A 14905-nucleotide genomic window follows, 5' to 3' on the forward strand; every position below is an offset into this window, starting at 1 on the left:
ATTGGCCAGGACCCGATGGCATCCGGTATGGCGTCGCTCGCGCACGCTGTGGACGCGAAGCGTTTGGCAGCCACGCCTGGTCTTCTGGACTGGAGCCCTGGCGATTGGCCTGATCAGCGTGCTCTTTGCGCGGCTTGCCGACGAGACACAGCTGCTGTTCCGTGAACTTACCGCGGGGGCAGGCTGGTGGGCCGGCATTCCGGTCATCCTCACTCCAGCTGGCTTTATCGCTGTGACCTACCTCGCCGGGTTTTTCCCGGGCTCGCCGGGGAGCGGCATCCCGCAGGCGATCGCCGCCCGTCATCTGCGCGAGCCTGAAGAGCGCCGTCCCATGCTCTCGCTGCGCGTCGTTGTCGGGAAAGTCCTTCTGACGGTGATCGGCCTTGGATGCGGTGCCTCGATCGGACGCGAGGGTCCGACCGTGCAGATCGGCGCCTCCGTCATGCTCGAGGTTGCCCGGTGGGGCAATATGGCAAGGGCCCGCGGACTGATCCTTGCGGGTTCTGCCGCAGGAATTGCAGCCGCTTTCAACACGCCGCTCGCCGGTATCGTCTTCGCTATCGAGGAAATGGGAAAGACCTATGAAGCTCGCACCAATGGCCTCGTGTTGACCGCGGTCATCCTGGCGGGCCTGGCGGCGCTGGCGCTGGTGGGCAACTACACATATTTCGGTGAAACCGATGCGGCCGTTTCCGGCCCCCTGGATTGGCTTCTGGTGGTTGCGTGCGGCATCGCCGGAGGGGCGTTCGGCGCAGGGTTCAGCATCGCGGTGCTTCGGGCCACGCGGCGGCTGCGCCGCTTCGTCCAGCCGGCACCGTTGCGGCGAAAACTGGTCGTCGCGGCGATCTGCGGGCTGGCCGTTGCCTTGATCGGCCTGATGTCTCACGGCGATACGTTCGGTACAGGCTACCAACAGGCGCGTGGCGCGATCGAGGGCGAAGCCTTGCCGCCTTTCCTGTTCTTCGAAAAATTCTTGGCGACACTGCTCTCGACGATTTCCGGAATACCGGGCGGGCTGTTTGCGCCCTCGCTATCGGTGGGTGCCGGCCTTGGCAGCTCGATCGGTCTTTTGCTGGGCTCCGGCACAAGCCTGGCCGCGCTGCTCGGCATGGCTGGCTACTTCTCCGGCGTGGTCCAGGCGCCGATGACGACCTTCGTCATCCTTCTCGAGATGACCGGCTCGCACAATACCGTCATCCCGCTGATGATCGCGTCGATGCTCGGCTATGGAACGGCCCGGATCATCTCCAACGAACCACTCTATCATGCGTTGTCCCGTCTCTTCATTGCCGACGCGCTTCGCCGCAAACGCGTCGAGGAGGCTCTGAAGAGAGCTTCGTCGGACGAGCCGTGATTTTGTAATCCTGGCGGCGGCCCCCTGCGTGAGGTCTGGAGCACTCTTTGCCCAACTTCCGAGCCCGAAGCCTTGGTTGCGGCTCAGCCGCTCCGGTGACGCCTATCAATCGTCCTACGGCACGGCAACTTCCCTGAAGTCGCGCGCCAGCCTCTTCAAGGCTGTTCTCATGCCAGGGCCCTTCGCCGGTGCGCCGTGACCTGTGATCACCAGCTCCGGATTAAGCTTCGCAAGGGTCTGGACCGAGGCTTCGGCAGCCTCCCAGTCCGGCGTGAAATAGCGGGGAGGGCCGTGCATCTCGAGTTCCTGCGTTGCGACATCGTAGGCCGATTCCTGACCAGTCGTGATGAAGGCGTCGCCGGCGATGAGGGATTTGTCGGCTTCGCGCCAGAGCGAGACGTGTCCAGGCGCATGGCCCGGCGTGTGGATCCACTGCCAGCCGGGCATGCCCGGAACCGAGTGATCGTCAGGCAGTGTATGCAGCCTTGCCCCGAGGTCGACTGGACCGCGAGGGAAAAGGGGCGAGATCAGCGCGAGCGTGCCGCCGCCGACCCAGGGATCGGCCCGCGGATATGAGGTCGAGCCGTCGAGGTAGGGCAGTTCGTCCGGATGAGCGTAAACCGGAACGTCCCACCTATCGGCAAGCGTTTTGGCCGAGCCGACGTGATCGAAATGGCCGTGGGTGAGGATTATCGCGCGAGGAGGCGTGTCGCTGCCGAAGCGCTTCTCGGCGCATTCCATTATTTCGTCGGCGCTGATGCTGAGACCGGTATCCACCAGCACCCAGTCTGGTTCTCTCGGATGGCCATAGAACACGACATTCACCATCATGAGCTTCAGATAGGCGAGGTCGCCGGCAATGCTCCATGCGTTGTCGCCGCGGTTCCGGCGCGGCGCTGCATCCAAGTCACGAAGCGGAACCTGGCTGGTCATGCGGCACCTTACCGTACGCGCCGTTGCGTGCTGTCATCCCCAACGACCGTGCCGAAACCGCTCCTAGGGCCGGGCATGGACTTGAAGAGGCGCACAATTGCGTCCACCGGGCTGACACTGTCCGGCCGGTCTTCCCGGCCGGCGAGGCCAATTCGAGAGAAGAAGAGCTTCAAGTATTTCATCGCGAGTTCCTGCCTGTCCGAACGGTAGGGCGGTCGCTTTGTTCCGGAACGGCTGACTAAGGCTGAGCCGTTCGCGTCACCCAGGCCGATCGAGGAACAAACGATTGGCTGGGTAATTAGGTGTGATCCGAACCAGAGCGAGTCCCAATGAACCGCACGCCGTTTCGAAGCATCTCGTTGCAGCTCACATGCGTTCTCTTTTGCCTCGGGATTCTCTGCTCGACCACGTCGGCCGTCTCCGCCAAAGCTCCGTGTCCGGTCCAGCATGAACAGCTGCTTTCGGCACTCAAGGGCAGTGTCAAGGCGAGCGGCGGTCCCGCCAATGGTGGCCTCGAAACGAATGAATGGGCTGTCGTCGTTGCACGCGACGGGAGCGTGTGCGCCGTCGCATTCACTGGCCCGACGGCAGATGCGCAATGGCCAGGGAGCCGGCTGGTAGCGGCGGCAAAGGCCAATACCGCCAACGGGATGAGCGTGAAGGAAATGGCGCTGTCAAGCGCCAACCTCTACGCTGCCGTTCAGCCCGGTGGTCCCCTGTTCGGCCTTGAGCGCACGAATCCGGTCAACACGACAGCCGCCTACGGAGGCGATCCGGCCACATTCGGGACCGGGAACGATCCGCTCGTCGGCCAGCCGATCGGCGGCATCGTGGCGTTCGGCGGAGGCCTGGCCCTTTACGATCAGAACGGAATCGTCGGTGGGCTGGGTGTCAGTGGCGATTCCGCCTGCGCCGACCACAATGTCGCGTGGCGTGTGCGCGGCGCGCTTAGCCTGGACAAAGTGCCTGCCGGCGTCAACCCGAAGGCCAAGGACGGGATCATCTACGACATCGATCCGGGTGGGAAGAGCGCATCCGGATGGGGCCATCCGAAGTGTTCCGGCAGCGAAGCCGATATTGCGGCAGAGCTGGGAGCAGGCGTGGGCGGTTCGCTGAAATGATGTCCTCTCATTACGCCACGATCGCAAGGAAAACCACATTGGCGGTTTCCGTCGCAATCTTCGCACTTGCGGTGCTGGGGGCGTTCTCGACGGGCTTCTTCCCGGCATTTGCCCAACAACCGGCCATTAAACCCCCTGCGGCAGCGGCCCCGCCGGACGACGGCCAGTGGACGATGCCAGCCAAGAACTATGCCTCGACGCGCTACAGTGAACTCGACGAGATCAACGAAGGCAATGTCGGCAAGCTGCAGGTCGCTTTCACATTCTCGACCGGCGTGAACAGGGGGCACGAGGCCGCGCCGCTGGTGGTCGGCAACACGATGTATATCGTGACCCCTTATCCGAACATCCTCTTTGCGCTCGACCTCACCAAGCCAGGTGCGCCTATGAAATGGCGCTACGAGCCAAGGCCGGAGCCTGCCTCCCAAGGCGTTGCCTGCTGCGACCTTGTAAATCGCGGCGCGGCTTTTGCGAACGGCCGTATCTTCTTCAACACGCTCGACGGCCACACGATCGCTGTGGACGCCGCGTCCGGCCAGCCGGTCTGGAACACCAAGATCGGCAACATCAATATCGGCGAAACGATCACCATGGCGCCGCTGGTGGTCAAGGACAAAGTCCTGGTCGGCAATTCCGGCGGCGAGCTGGGCGTGCGCGGCTGGGTCAAGGCGCTCGACGCCAATGACGGCCATGTCGTGTGGACGGCCTACGGCACCGGCCCTGACAGCGACGTGCTGATCGGCCCGGAGTTCAAGCCCTTCTATGACGGCGACAAGGGCACCGACCTCGGCGTCGCGAGTTGGCCGCCGAGCGCCTGGCAGATCGGCGGCGGCAATATGTGGGGCTGGATCTCCTACGATCCCGAACTCGACCTGATCTATCACGGCACTGGCAATCCGGGACCCTGGAACCCCGATCTGAGGCCCGGCGACAACAAGTGGACCGCGGGCATCTTCGCGCGCAATCCCGACACCGGAGCTGCGCGCTGGTTCTACCAGTGGACACCTCACGACCTGCACGATTACGACGGTATCAACGAGCAGATTCTGCTCGACATGCAGTGGAAGGGCGAGCCGCGCAAGGTGCTCGTTCGCCCCGATCGCAACGGCTATCTCTACGTGCTCGACCGCACCACGGGCGAAGTTCTTTCGGCGAAGCCCTTTGCGCCGGTCAATTCGAGCAAGGGCGTCGATCTCGAAAGTGGGCGGCTGATCGAGAATCCCGAGAAACAAACCGGGACCGGTAAGGTCGTTCGCGATATCTGTCCGGCCTCACCCGGGGCCAAGGACTGGCAGCCATCGGCATTCTCGCCGCGCACGGGGCTGCTTTACATCCCGCACAACAACCTGTGCATGGACTCGGAGGGCATCGAGGTGAACTACATCGCCGGCACGCCCTATGTCGGCATGAACGTGCGCATGAAGGCGGGACCGGGCGGCCACCGCGGCGAGTTCACGGCCTGGGATATTGCCAACGAGAAGCCGGTCTGGAAGATCGATGAGAATTTTCCGGCCTGGAGCGGTGCCCTCGTAACGGCTGGCGACGTCGTTTTCTACGGCACCATGGAGGGCTGGTTCAAAGCAGTAAGCGCAAAGACGGGCAAGCTGCTCTGGCAGTTCAGGACCTCGTCGGGGATCATCGGCCAGCCAATCGCCTATCGCGGACCCGACGGCCATGAATATGTCGCCATCCTCTCCGGCGTCGGCGGCTGGTCCGGTGCGATCGTCGCGGGTGATCTCGATCCGCGCGACGCGACCGCGGCGCTGGGCTTCGTCAACGCGATGAAAGACCTCAAGGATGTGACCAACACCGGAGGAACGCTTTATGTCTTCCGGCTACCTTGAGAAGATGGCTGCGTCGATAAGGGCGATGTCCGCGGGGTTTGCACGTTCGCTGATGGCGGGCGCTCTGGTCACGGCATTCGTCAGTGTCGCGACAGCCGCCCAGGCGCGCGAGCTGCGTGTCTGCGCCGACCCGAACAATCTGCCTTTCTCCAACGAGCGAGGCGAAGGCTTCGAAAACAGGATCGTCGACATCGTCGCCAAGGAGCTTGGCGCCGACGTATCCTATGTCTGGTGGGCGCAGCGCCGGGGCTTCGTCCGCAACACGCTCAAAGCCGGATTATGCGATCTCATTCCCGGCGCGCCGGCGGCGCTCGAGATGCTGCGCACGACCGTGCCTTACTATCGTTCGAGCTACGTCTTTGTGACGCGGGAAGGCGAGCCGGGCATTTCCTCCTTCGACGACCCGCGACTCCGTGACCTCAAAATCGGCGTGCAGTTGATCGGCGACGATGGCGCCAACTCGCCGCCCGTAGCGGCGCTCGCCCGCCGCGGCATCGGCGCACACCTCAAGGGCTTTCCGGTCTATGGCGACTATTCCACGCCCGACCCGCAATCGGAGATCATCGAGGCGGTAGCCAGTCGCGATATCGATGTCGCGATCGTGTGGGGGCCGTTGGCAGGTTTCTTCGCAAGCCGGCAGCCGGTGAAGCTCCGGGTCGCGCCGGTTTCACCGCTGATCGACAAGCCTGTCGTGCCGATGCTCTATGATATCTCCATGGGCGTGCGGCGCGACGAGAAGGCGCTGAGCGGCGAGCTCGACGCCGCGCTCAAGAAGCACCGGCAGGAGATAGACGCGGTCCTGGCCGAGTTTCATGTGCCGCGGCTGGATACGGGGAATGCGGCATCACCATGAGACGGCTCGCGTCCATGCTGCTCCTTTGCCTGGCGTTCGCAGCGGCGGGCTGCCAGCGCGAGGAGCGGCAGACACGTCCTCAACCATCGCTCGGCGACAGCGAGCAAGGCGTGCCGGTGACGACGCTGGCGCCTGGCGGCGGAAGCCCGCTGCTCTCGGACGCCAAAGCGGCCGAGTTCGAAGCCAATGCCTTCCAGCTTAGCGAAGGCAAGCGCCTGTTCAGCTGGTACAACTGCTCAGGCTGCCATGCCAATGGAGGTGGAGGCATGGGGCCGGCGCTGATGGATGACAAGTGGATCTACGGCGACTCGATCGAGGCGATCCATGCCTCGATCCGCGACGGCCGGCCGAACGGGATGCCGTCCTTCCGCAACCACATACCCGATGATCAGATCTGGGAGCTCGCCGCCTTCGTGCGCTCGCTCTCTGGCAAGGTGCCGAGCGCAGCGGCTCCCAACCGCAACGACGATATGATGCCGCATCCGGCGGAGAACCGGCTGCCTGGCGCCGCCACAGAAGGGAAATCGCCGTGAGGCGGGGTCTTGGCTGGATCGCGGCTCTGTCGGGTTCAATCCTTGCCGGCTGCAATGGAGTGCAGTCGGCGCTGGATCCGAAGGGGCCGGCCGCGGACGAGCTTGCCAATCTGATCTGGCTCTTCACTGTGCTTTGCGCCGTCATCTGGGTGCTGGTGATGGCCGTGCTCGTCACGATCATGCTTCGACGCAGGCAGAGACGGATCCATCCTCTGCATGTCGATCAAGCCAGTGAGCGGACCGTTTCGCGGGTGGTGATCTCCGCTGTCGCCGCCACTGGGATCGTACTGGTCGCGCTCACGCTGCTCAGCTTTTTCGCGAACCGGACCCTCGCCGGTGTCGGCGAGGATGCGGTGCTGACCATCCGGCTGACCGGACAACAATGGTGGTGGGAGGTCAAATATGAGAACGCCGAGCCGAGCAAGATTCTCACCACAGCCAACGAGATCCATATTCCTGCGGGCGAGCAGGTCAGGCTGGTGCTTCAGTCCGACGACGTGATCCACTCCTTCTGGGTGCCGAGCCTCCACGGCAAGCTGGATCTCATCCCGGGCGTCGTGAACTCGCTGACACTCAAAGCCGACAAGCCAGGCGTCTATCGTGGCCAATGTGCCGAGTTTTGCGGGCTGCAGCACGCGCATATGGCGATGCTCGTCATTGCACAACCACGGGCCGATTTCGACGCATGGTACGCCGATCAGCTCAGGGATGCCGCGCAGCCATTGACTGAAGAGCAGAGCACGGGCCGCGACCTGTTCCTCGATCGCCCTTGTGTGATGTGCCATCGTATCCAGGGCACGACGGCAGGGGGGACGACCGGCCCCGACCTCACGCATGTGGCCAGCCGCAGGACCCTCGCCGCCGGCACGCTGCAGATGAGCCGCGGCAGTCTGGCCGCCTGGATCGCCGACCCGCAGAGCATCAAGTGGGGAGCCAAGATGCCGGTCATGAATCTCACCGGCGATGAGCTCAACGCCATTGTGGCCTATCTCGAGAACCTCAAATGAGCAGCGTCGACCTTGCGCCGGAGCATCACGGCATACGGGACACCGAACTTGACGAGATCAGCCTGCACCGACGGCTGGCCGAGACCTGGAGGACGCGGCCCGGCCTCATCGGCTTCCTGTCCAGCGTCGACCACAAGGTCATCGCCAAGCGATACCTGATTACGGCTTTTGTTTTTCTCTGCCTCGCCGGTCTGGCTGCCGTGGTGATGCGCATCCAGCTTTCAGGTCCTGAGCGCGGCCTGATCGGTCCCGACCTCTACAACCAGATCTTCACGATGCATGGCGCAACGATGATGTTCCTCTTCGCCGTGCCAATGGTACAGGCTGTAGGCCTCTACCTTGTCCCGCTGATGGTCGGCACGCGGAATATCGCTTTCCCGCGCCTCGCCGCCTTCAGCTACTGGATCTATCTCTCCGGCGGCTTGTTCCTCTGGGTCTCCTTCGCGCTGAATACGGGGCCGGACGTCGGCTGGTTTGCCTATGTGCCGCTCTCCGGTCCGGAGTTCTCGCCCGGCAAGCGCGCTGACACATGGGCGCAGATGATCACCTATACGGAGGTCTCCTCGCTGGCCGTAGCGGTGGCGACCATCGTGACTGTCTTCAAGCAGCGGGCGCCGGGCATGTCGCTCGACAGGATTCCGCTGTTCGTCTGGGCGATGCTGGTCACGTCGTTCGTGGTGATCTTTGCCATGCCGGCCGTGATGATCGCCTCGACATTCCTGATCCTTGACCGGCTGGTCGGCACCCACATCTTCAACCCGGCCGAGGGCGGGGACGCGTTGCTGTTCCAGCACCTGTTCTGGTTCTTCGGACACCCTGAGGTCTACATCATCTTCCTGCCCGCAACCGGCATGGTGTCGGCCATCATTCCAACATTCGCGCGGCGGCCGGTGTTCGGCTATCTGGCGCTCGTCCTGTCACTGATCGCGGTGGGCATCCTTTCCTTCGGATTATGGGTCCATCACATGTTCGCGACAGGCCTGCCCAAACTCGGCGCGAGCTTCTTCACCGCCTCCAGCATGCTGATCGCGATCCCGAATGGTATCCAGATCTTCTGCTGGCTGGGGACGCTGTGGGAAGGTGGCCGGCCGAGGCTGAACACGCCGCTGCTCTTTGTGTTCGGCTTCTTTTTCACCTTTGTGGCGGGAGGGCTGACCGGCGTCATGCTGGCTTCGGTGCCGCTCGACCTGCAGGTGCACGACACCTATTTCGTCGTCGCGCATTTCCATTACGTGCTGATCGGCGGTTCGGTCTTTCCGTTGCTCGGCGCCACCTATTACTGGTTCCCCAAGCTGACCGGTCGCATGATGAGCGAGCGACTCGGGCGATGGCATTTCTGGCTCGCTCTCATCGGCTTCAACGCCGCTTTCTTTCCTATGCATATCGTGGGGCTCTGGGGCATGCCGCGGCGTGTCTACACCTATCCTGTCGAGCTCGGCTGGGGCGGTATCAATCTTTTCATTTCGGCCGGCGCAGTAGTGTTCTTCCTCAGTTTCGTCCTGTTCGTCATCAACCTCGTGTGGAGCGCCACGAAGGGCGACGTCGCAGGCGAAAATCCATGGGATGCCGGCACGCTGGAATGGGCGACCTCATCGCCGCCGCCGAGCTACAATTTCGCGCGGATTCCCGTTGTGACCCACCAGGAGCCGCTCTGGGCCGAGCGTGAGGTCCTGCCTGTGGCTGGAGGACTTCGCGTAGACGCCCGCGAAGTTCTAATTTCTACGATCGCCGAGGCCAAACCCGACATCCGGGAAAAATCCGCAAGGCCATCGATCTGGCCGCTCTTCGCTGCGCTCACCGTCGGCGCCACGTTTCTCTATTCGATCTTCACGCCTTGGGCAGTCGTGTGGGGGGCCTTGCCGATCACCATTTCGCTGGTCGGCTGGTTCTGGCCGAAGGGCGCGCCGGAGGACGAGGAATGAGACAGCACACTGTCGTCGACCTATCCCATCTCGCCACTTTCGGCTCGGGTCCGCGCAGCCCGACCTGGTGGGGCACGCTCGGCTTCATCGCATTGGAGGGCACCGGCTTCGCGTTGGCGGCCGGTGCCTATCTCTACCTCGCCTACATCGCCCCCGGCTGGCCGCTCAGCGCGCCGCCGCCCAACCATTGGCCCGGCACGATCGTCACGATCCTGCTGCTCGCCAGCGTGGTGCCGAACCATATGCTCAACGGCTACGCCAAGAAATACGAGATGCTGCCGGTCCGCATCGGACTTCTGGTGATGTGCGCGTTCGGCATCGCGCCGCTCGTCGTGCGCTGGTTCGAGTTCCCGGCGCTCAACATCTATTGGGACACCAACGCCTATGGCTCGATGCTCTGGGTGCTGCTTGGGCTACACACGACACATCTGCTCACCGACGTAGGCGACACGATCGTGCTGACGGTCCTCATGTTCACGCGGCACGGCTATGCCGGGCGGCGCTTCGGGGATGTCGAGGACAATGTGTTCTACTGGGATTTCGTCGTCCTGGCATGGCTGCCGCTCTATGTGCTGATCTACTGGATGCCGAGGTTCTAGATGCGCGCGCTTCGGGTCGGAACATCCTGGGGCGGGCTGCTTGCCGGTCCTCTGGCCTGGGGCATCTCTACTCAGCTCAACTACGCGCTGGTGGAGTGGCAATGCGAGCGCAAGCTCCCGGTGATCCCCCTGGCCGCCCTCGTGCTTGCGCTGTTCGCTCTGGCAGGGGGGGCGTTGTCCTGGCGGGCCTGGCAGCATGGCGGAGCGTCGTTCAAGCCCGAACGGGAGTTCGATACCGAGCGTTTCGTTTCAATGCTCGGCATGCTTACAGCGGCGCTGTTCGCGCTCGTTGTCGTCATGCAAGGCATAGCTTCGCTCATCCTTGATGAGTGCACGCGATGAGCTGGCTTTTCGACGCCTCGATTTGCCTCGGCGGAACGGCTCCAGAGACGACTTGGACGATCGGGCCGGCGATCGTCCTGCCGCTCGTCCTGGTGGCGTCCCTTTATGCCGGCGGGACGCTGCGCCTGTGGCAAAGGACCAGGCGCGCCCATGCTCTGAGACTTCAGCAGGCTCTTCTGTTTGCGGCGGGCTGGCTCACCATTGCCGCCGCGCTCGTCACGCCCTTGCACGCCCTGAGCGAGCGGCTATTCGCGGCCCATATGATCGAGCACGAGCTGATCATGGCTGTGGCGGCGCCCCTGATCGCAGCATCGGCCCCCGGGGCGGCGATGCTATGGTCGCTGCCGCGCGGCTGTCGGCACGCGGTGGGAAACCTGCTCGGAGCCGGCCCGGTTGTCCAAATCTGGCGCCGGATTTCTCGTCCGGCCGTCGCGACAGTGCTGCATGGGCTGGCGATCTGGATATGGCACGTGCCAGGTCTTTTCGAGGCTGCGCTGGAGCGCGGCGTGCTCCACTATGCCCAGCACGCCAGCTTCCTGGGCACAGGATTGCTGTTCTGGTGGGTGCTGCTGCCGCGCAGGGGGGCAGAGCAGGGCCTCGGGGTCTCCGTGATGCATCTTTTCCTGACATCGATGCACACGAGCGTGCTCGGCGTTCTGCTGCTGCTGTCGCCGCGACTTTGGTATCCGGCCAATACCGGCCTTTCGGAGCAATGGGGCCTGACGCCACTGGAGGACCAGCAGCTCGCCGGATTGATCATGTGGGTGCCCGCCGGACTGGTCTACGGCCTTGCCGCGCTGCTCATCGCCGGGTTGTGGATCAGGGCAAGCGGCAAGTCCAACGGTGGAACTGCTCATGCCTTATCGACGCCATGACTGGCTCCTCTACACCGTTGTCGCGTCAGCCGGTGCGGTGTGGTGGTGGGTGCGCCCCCGAGACCGGTACGACCCGCAGCGAGCGCCCGCGGCCGGTGCCGGGGCTGGCGCGATCCATTCGCCGGCCGCGACAAGCCGGCCGGTTCAACTGGGCGGTTTGAAATGGATCGGTCCGATCCTCGCCTTGCTCGTCGCAGCCTTTTCCGGCGCATGGGCCTATCATGAGCAGCGCGTCGAGCGCCAAGTCGATCTGGCGGTCGGCGGCGTGGCCGCACGCGCGATCCCGGTAATGCTGGCGAATGGCTGCGCCGGCTGCCATACGATTCCGGGTGTCCCCGGTGCACAAGGGCAGGTCGGCCCCAGGCTCGACGCAACGCTTTCGTCGAGGCGGTATATTGCCGGCGTGCTGCCCAACAACAAGGAGAACATGATCCGCTGGCTGCGCGCCTCGCGCCAGATGGTTCCGCACACGGCGATGCCCTCGACCGGAATCTCCGAGCAGCAGGCGCGCGATGTCGCGGCCTATCTCTATGCGCTGCGCTGATCCGCGCCTGGAACGAAAGGCCCACCGTCAGGTTGGGCTGTATTCGCAGGAGGCAAAGATGCAGAAGGGCAATCGCGGGAAGGACCCGGCAGAAGGCTCGCCGAAGCATATCGGCAAGCAAGTCAACCAGCACGGCACGGGCAAAGAGGACGTCGAGCGTGACGCGGAAGGGCAGTTTGTTCAATCGCGTCATGGTGCCGGGAATGATGGAATGGCCAGTGCCAATCCTCGGCCGCTGTCCGACAAGCGAGATGGCGACGCTACGTTTCCTGTCAGCAAGCAAGGCAAACGGAAGTAGGTTTGACGCGCAGCGATTGCCTTTGCCAGCCGCGGCTGGGACCTCGTCAGTTCGTGATCCAGCCGACCGAAATTGTTTGTTCCTGAAGGAACAATGCCGCCCGGGGCACCGTTAGGCGCGACTGCACACGCCGTACCGATCTTCCACGTCGAGATCACGGCGATGCCGGCCCTTGCCGAGGGAAAAGACGAGAAGTCCCGCTTGTTGGCATCGGTCAGTCGAACAGCGGTTCAGCCAGCGTCGACTGAAGTTCGATGCGGGGCGGCTGCGTCCATGGATGGAGGCTAAGCATGCGGGCATTGGTTTGGCACGGCAAGGAAGACATCAGGTGTGACATAGTTTCGGATCCAGAGATCGAGGACCCGCGCGACGCCATCGTCAGAGTGACGAGTTGCGCCATTTGCGGCTCGGACCTGCACCTTTTCCATAATCTTGTGCCCGCGATGCTGCCGGGGGACATCATGGGTCACGAGATGATGGGGGAGGTGGTCGAGGTCGGCTCGGGTGTCGACGGGCGGCTGAAGAAGGGTGAGCGGATCGTCATACCCTTCACCATCATCTGCGGCGAATGCGACCAGTGCCGGCGCGGCAATTTCTCCGTCTGCGAGCGGACGAACAGGAAGAAGAATCTCGCCGAAAAGGCGTTCGGCCACACCACCGCCGGCCTGTTCGGCTATACGCATCTTACGGGGGGGTATCCCGGCGGCCAGGCGGAGTACATACGCGTTCCATTCGCCGATACGACTCATGTCAAGGTGCCCGAAGGCCTGACCGACGAGCAAGTGCTGTTCCTGGGCGACATCTTTCCGACCGGATGGCAAGCGGCCGCTCAATGCGACATCGAGCCGACCGATACCGTCGCGGTCTGGGGTTGCGGTCCCGTCGGCCAGATGGCGATACGCAGCGCCGTCCTGCTAGGTGCCAGGCAGGTCGTGGCAATCGACCACCTGCCTGAACGACTCTCGATGGCTGAAGCGGCCGGTGCGATTACGATCAACTTCGACCAGGAAAGCGTCGTCGAGCGGTTGAACGAGCTGACCCATGGCAAGGGGCCCGAAAAGTGCATCGATGCCATAGGCACTGAAAGCCATGTGTCTTTCGGGCAGCCGGACACGCTTTACGATCGCGCCAAGCAGATGATGCTCATGGAGAACGACCGGCCGCATGTGCTGCGCGAGATGATCTATGTCTGCCGCCCTGCCGGCATTATATCGATCCCGGGCGTCTATACCGGCCTCGTCGACAAGATCCCGATGGGCCAGGCCATGAACAAGGGCCTCACCTTCCGGATGGGGCAGACCCATGTGAACCGCTGGACCGACGATCTGCTGAGACGCATCGAGGAAGGCCAGATCGATCCGTCCTTCGTGATCACCCATATCGCCCGTCTGGCGGATGGACCAGAGATGTACAAGGTATTCCGCGACAAGCAGGACAGCTGCATCAAAGTCGTTCTGAAGCCGTAGCGAGGTAGAAGCAGATGAATCTTGTCTCCAACATTACGCGCTCGGCAGGCGACCCCAAGGTCCTGAAAACGGGTCCAAGCTCTCTGACTGGATGGGACCGCCTGGCTCGCAACCTCGGCTGGTTTGGGATCGGCCTGGGAATCGCCGAATTGTTCGCTTCGCGACGCATGGCGCGCAGCTTGGGCATGCGAGGACAGGAAGGGCTCCTGCGAGCTTATGGCGCGCGGGAGATCATGAGCGGCATTCTCTCGCTTTCTATAGACAGGCATATCGGGCTTTGGAGCAGAGTTGCGGGCGACGTACTCGACATTGCGACACTTCGGCGCGCGATGCGTCGACCGAATCCCAGGCGTGACAATGTCGGACTGGCCCTGGCCATGGTGCTTGGCGTGACGGTGCTCGATATCCTGGTTGCCAAAAGCTTGAGCGCAAGCCGGGCTCGCAACTCCCGGCAATGGCGTGATTATAGCGACCGCAGTGGATTCCCGAGGGGGCGTCAGCTACAATCGCAGCCACAGGTTCCTGCTGCTGCGGGCCGATGAGTTCCGATTCAAGTCGGCCAATGCTCGAAATCAGAAGGCCTCGTTGCGTAGGATAAAGGGGATCGCGGTTTCGCAGGCGATCCGAACTCATGAAGCCGCGATTTCGGCTTCAAAGGGGGCCAGCTCGCATCGATCGCTTGCGCCATGACGCATTCGTGACCTTGATCGAATCATTCGCCGGCTTATGATCCGGGCCGCAAATGAAGACCAAGAAGGCAAAGAAAATTGCCCGTAAGGGGCATCCGATCCACCAGGTTGCAGCACTTCCGTATCGCCGGCCGTACGCAGGAGCCGTCGAATTCCTTTTGCTGACCTCAAGGAACACGCGTCGTTTCCTTATTCCCAAGGGTTGGACGATGAAAGGCAAGACTCCTCAAGAGGCTGCGGCTATCGAGGCCCAGCAGGAGGCTGGCGTGACTGGACGCATCGATCCCACGCCGATCGGCGCGTACCAATATTGGAAGCGCATGAAAAACGCATTCGTGCCAGTACATGTAACAGTCTATGCCCTCGAGGTAGAAACTGAGCTATCCAACTGGAAGGAGCGGCGTCAGCGACAAAGAAAGTGGCTGACCAGTCATGAGGCCGCGAGCCTGGTCGATGAACCCGGACTCGTCTCCCTGCTGGCAGGCTTTCAACCTCAAGACCTGGCGGCGGAGTAATAGGCTGACG

At 63.0% G+C, this 14905-nt stretch carries 15 protein-coding genes; 14 read left to right on the forward strand and 1 reads right to left on the reverse strand.

Going from position 1 to position 14905, the window contains the following annotated elements:
* Position 1: 1 nt before the first annotated feature.
* A complete protein-coding gene (locus SAZ10_RS04360; RefSeq protein ID WP_318607956.1) occupies positions 2 to 1354 on the forward strand; it encodes a chloride channel protein in 1353 nt (450 codons plus the stop codon).
* Positions 1355 to 1468: 114 nt separating this feature from the next.
* Here SAZ10_RS04360 and SAZ10_RS04365 read toward each other — a convergent pair whose 3' ends face one another.
* Complete coding sequence (locus tag SAZ10_RS04365) at positions 1469 to 2287, reverse strand: MBL fold metallo-hydrolase (protein WP_318607957.1); 819 nt, start codon at positions 2285 to 2287, stop codon at positions 1469 to 1471.
* Positions 2288 to 2616: 329 nt separating this feature from the next.
* Between SAZ10_RS04365 and SAZ10_RS04370 the strand changes: the two genes are divergently transcribed.
* The 13 genes from SAZ10_RS04370 to SAZ10_RS04430 all read left to right on the forward strand — a co-directional run bounded on the left by SAZ10_RS04370 (position 2617) and on the right by SAZ10_RS04430 (position 14895).
* Positions 2617 to 3408 carry a GlcG/HbpS family heme-binding protein gene (locus SAZ10_RS04370; protein WP_318607958.1) on the forward strand — a complete coding sequence of 264 codons (792 nt, stop codon included), beginning with the start codon at positions 2617 to 2619 and terminating at the stop codon, positions 3406 to 3408.
* On the forward strand, positions 3408 to 5252 hold the full coding sequence (locus SAZ10_RS04375; protein WP_318608457.1) for a methanol/ethanol family PQQ-dependent dehydrogenase: 1845 nt from the start codon (positions 3408 to 3410) through the stop codon (positions 5250 to 5252). Before SAZ10_RS04370 ends, SAZ10_RS04375 begins: the two co-directional genes overlap by 1 nt.
* Positions 5233 to 6105 (forward strand): substrate-binding domain-containing protein, encoded by an 873-nt coding sequence (locus SAZ10_RS04380; RefSeq protein ID WP_318607959.1) that lies wholly within the window; start codon positions 5233 to 5235, stop codon positions 6103 to 6105. Before SAZ10_RS04375 ends, SAZ10_RS04380 begins: the two co-directional genes overlap by 20 nt.
* Positions 6102 to 6638, forward strand: coding sequence for a c-type cytochrome (locus tag SAZ10_RS04385; protein ID WP_318607960.1), 537 nt, complete (start codon positions 6102 to 6104; stop codon positions 6636 to 6638). Before SAZ10_RS04380 ends, SAZ10_RS04385 begins: the two co-directional genes overlap by 4 nt.
* The gene (coxB, locus tag SAZ10_RS04390) at positions 6635 to 7645 is read left to right on the forward strand and encodes a cytochrome c oxidase subunit II (protein WP_318607962.1); all 1011 of its coding nucleotides are present in this window, start codon (positions 6635 to 6637) and stop codon (positions 7643 to 7645) included. Before SAZ10_RS04385 ends, coxB begins: the two co-directional genes overlap by 4 nt.
* A complete protein-coding gene (ctaD, locus tag SAZ10_RS04395; protein ID WP_318607963.1) occupies positions 7642 to 9567 on the forward strand; it encodes a cytochrome c oxidase subunit I in 1926 nt (641 codons plus the stop codon). Before coxB ends, ctaD begins: the two co-directional genes overlap by 4 nt.
* Positions 9564 to 10166 carry a heme-copper oxidase subunit III gene (locus tag SAZ10_RS04400; protein WP_318607964.1) on the forward strand — a complete coding sequence of 201 codons (603 nt, stop codon included), beginning with the start codon at positions 9564 to 9566 and terminating at the stop codon, positions 10164 to 10166. Before ctaD ends, SAZ10_RS04400 begins: the two co-directional genes overlap by 4 nt.
* Positions 10167 to 10508 carry a hypothetical protein gene (locus SAZ10_RS04405; RefSeq protein ID WP_318607965.1) on the forward strand — a complete coding sequence of 114 codons (342 nt, stop codon included), beginning with the start codon at positions 10167 to 10169 and terminating at the stop codon, positions 10506 to 10508.
* Positions 10505 to 11383, forward strand: a complete 879-nt coding sequence (locus SAZ10_RS04410) for a cytochrome c oxidase assembly protein (RefSeq protein WP_318607966.1) — start codon at positions 10505 to 10507, stop codon at positions 11381 to 11383. Before SAZ10_RS04405 ends, SAZ10_RS04410 begins: the two co-directional genes overlap by 4 nt.
* Positions 11364 to 11927 carry a c-type cytochrome gene (locus SAZ10_RS04415; RefSeq protein WP_318607967.1) on the forward strand — a complete coding sequence of 188 codons (564 nt, stop codon included), beginning with the start codon at positions 11364 to 11366 and terminating at the stop codon, positions 11925 to 11927. Before SAZ10_RS04410 ends, SAZ10_RS04415 begins: the two co-directional genes overlap by 20 nt.
* 58 nt (positions 11928 to 11985) lie before the next feature.
* Positions 11986 to 12225 (forward strand): hypothetical protein, encoded by a 240-nt coding sequence (locus SAZ10_RS04420; protein ID WP_318607968.1) that lies wholly within the window; start codon positions 11986 to 11988, stop codon positions 12223 to 12225.
* Positions 12226 to 12515: 290 nt separating this feature from the next.
* Positions 12516 to 13691 (forward strand): zinc-dependent alcohol dehydrogenase, encoded by a 1176-nt coding sequence (locus tag SAZ10_RS04425; protein ID WP_318607969.1) that lies wholly within the window; start codon positions 12516 to 12518, stop codon positions 13689 to 13691.
* A 742-nt stretch (positions 13692 to 14433) separates the two neighbouring features.
* Complete coding sequence (locus tag SAZ10_RS04430; protein WP_318607970.1) at positions 14434 to 14895, forward strand: NUDIX hydrolase; 462 nt, start codon at positions 14434 to 14436, stop codon at positions 14893 to 14895.
* The last annotated feature ends 10 nt before the right edge of the window (positions 14896 to 14905 follow it).

The organism is Mesorhizobium sp. BAC0120 (assembly GCF_033542235.1).
In the GTDB taxonomy this organism is placed as follows: Bacteria; Pseudomonadota; Alphaproteobacteria; order Rhizobiales; family Rhizobiaceae; genus JAWRCU01.

What these genes read in the sequence shown, in the direction of transcription:
- SAZ10_RS04385 (WP_318607960.1), top strand. Translation starts at nt 6,102, where the DNA reads ATGAGACGGCTCGCGTCCATGCTGCTCCTTTGCCTGGCGTTCGCAGCG.
- SAZ10_RS04425 (WP_318607969.1), top strand. Translation starts at nt 12,516, where the DNA reads ATGCGGGCATTGGTTTGGCACGGCAAGGAAGACATCAGGTGTGACATA.
- SAZ10_RS04365 (WP_318607957.1), bottom strand. Translation starts at nt 2,287, where the DNA reads ATGACCAGCCAGGTTCCGCTTCGTGACTTGGATGCAGCGCCGCGCCGG.
- SAZ10_RS04415 (WP_318607967.1), top strand. Translation starts at nt 11,364, where the DNA reads ATGCCTTATCGACGCCATGACTGGCTCCTCTACACCGTTGTCGCGTCA.
- SAZ10_RS04370 (WP_318607958.1), top strand. Translation starts at nt 2,617, where the DNA reads ATGAACCGCACGCCGTTTCGAAGCATCTCGTTGCAGCTCACATGCGTT.
- ctaD (WP_318607963.1), top strand. Translation starts at nt 7,642, where the DNA reads ATGAGCAGCGTCGACCTTGCGCCGGAGCATCACGGCATACGGGACACC.
- SAZ10_RS04400 (WP_318607964.1), top strand. Translation starts at nt 9,564, where the DNA reads ATGAGACAGCACACTGTCGTCGACCTATCCCATCTCGCCACTTTCGGC.
- SAZ10_RS04410 (WP_318607966.1), top strand. Translation starts at nt 10,505, where the DNA reads ATGAGCTGGCTTTTCGACGCCTCGATTTGCCTCGGCGGAACGGCTCCA.
- SAZ10_RS04430 (WP_318607970.1), top strand. Translation starts at nt 14,434, where the DNA reads ATGAAGACCAAGAAGGCAAAGAAAATTGCCCGTAAGGGGCATCCGATC.
- SAZ10_RS04420 (WP_318607968.1), top strand. Translation starts at nt 11,986, where the DNA reads ATGCAGAAGGGCAATCGCGGGAAGGACCCGGCAGAAGGCTCGCCGAAG.
- SAZ10_RS04375 (WP_318608457.1), top strand. Translation starts at nt 3,408, where the DNA reads ATGTCCTCTCATTACGCCACGATCGCAAGGAAAACCACATTGGCGGTT.
- SAZ10_RS04380 (WP_318607959.1), top strand. Translation starts at nt 5,233, where the DNA reads ATGTCTTCCGGCTACCTTGAGAAGATGGCTGCGTCGATAAGGGCGATG.
- SAZ10_RS04405 (WP_318607965.1), top strand. Translation starts at nt 10,167, where the DNA reads ATGCGCGCGCTTCGGGTCGGAACATCCTGGGGCGGGCTGCTTGCCGGT.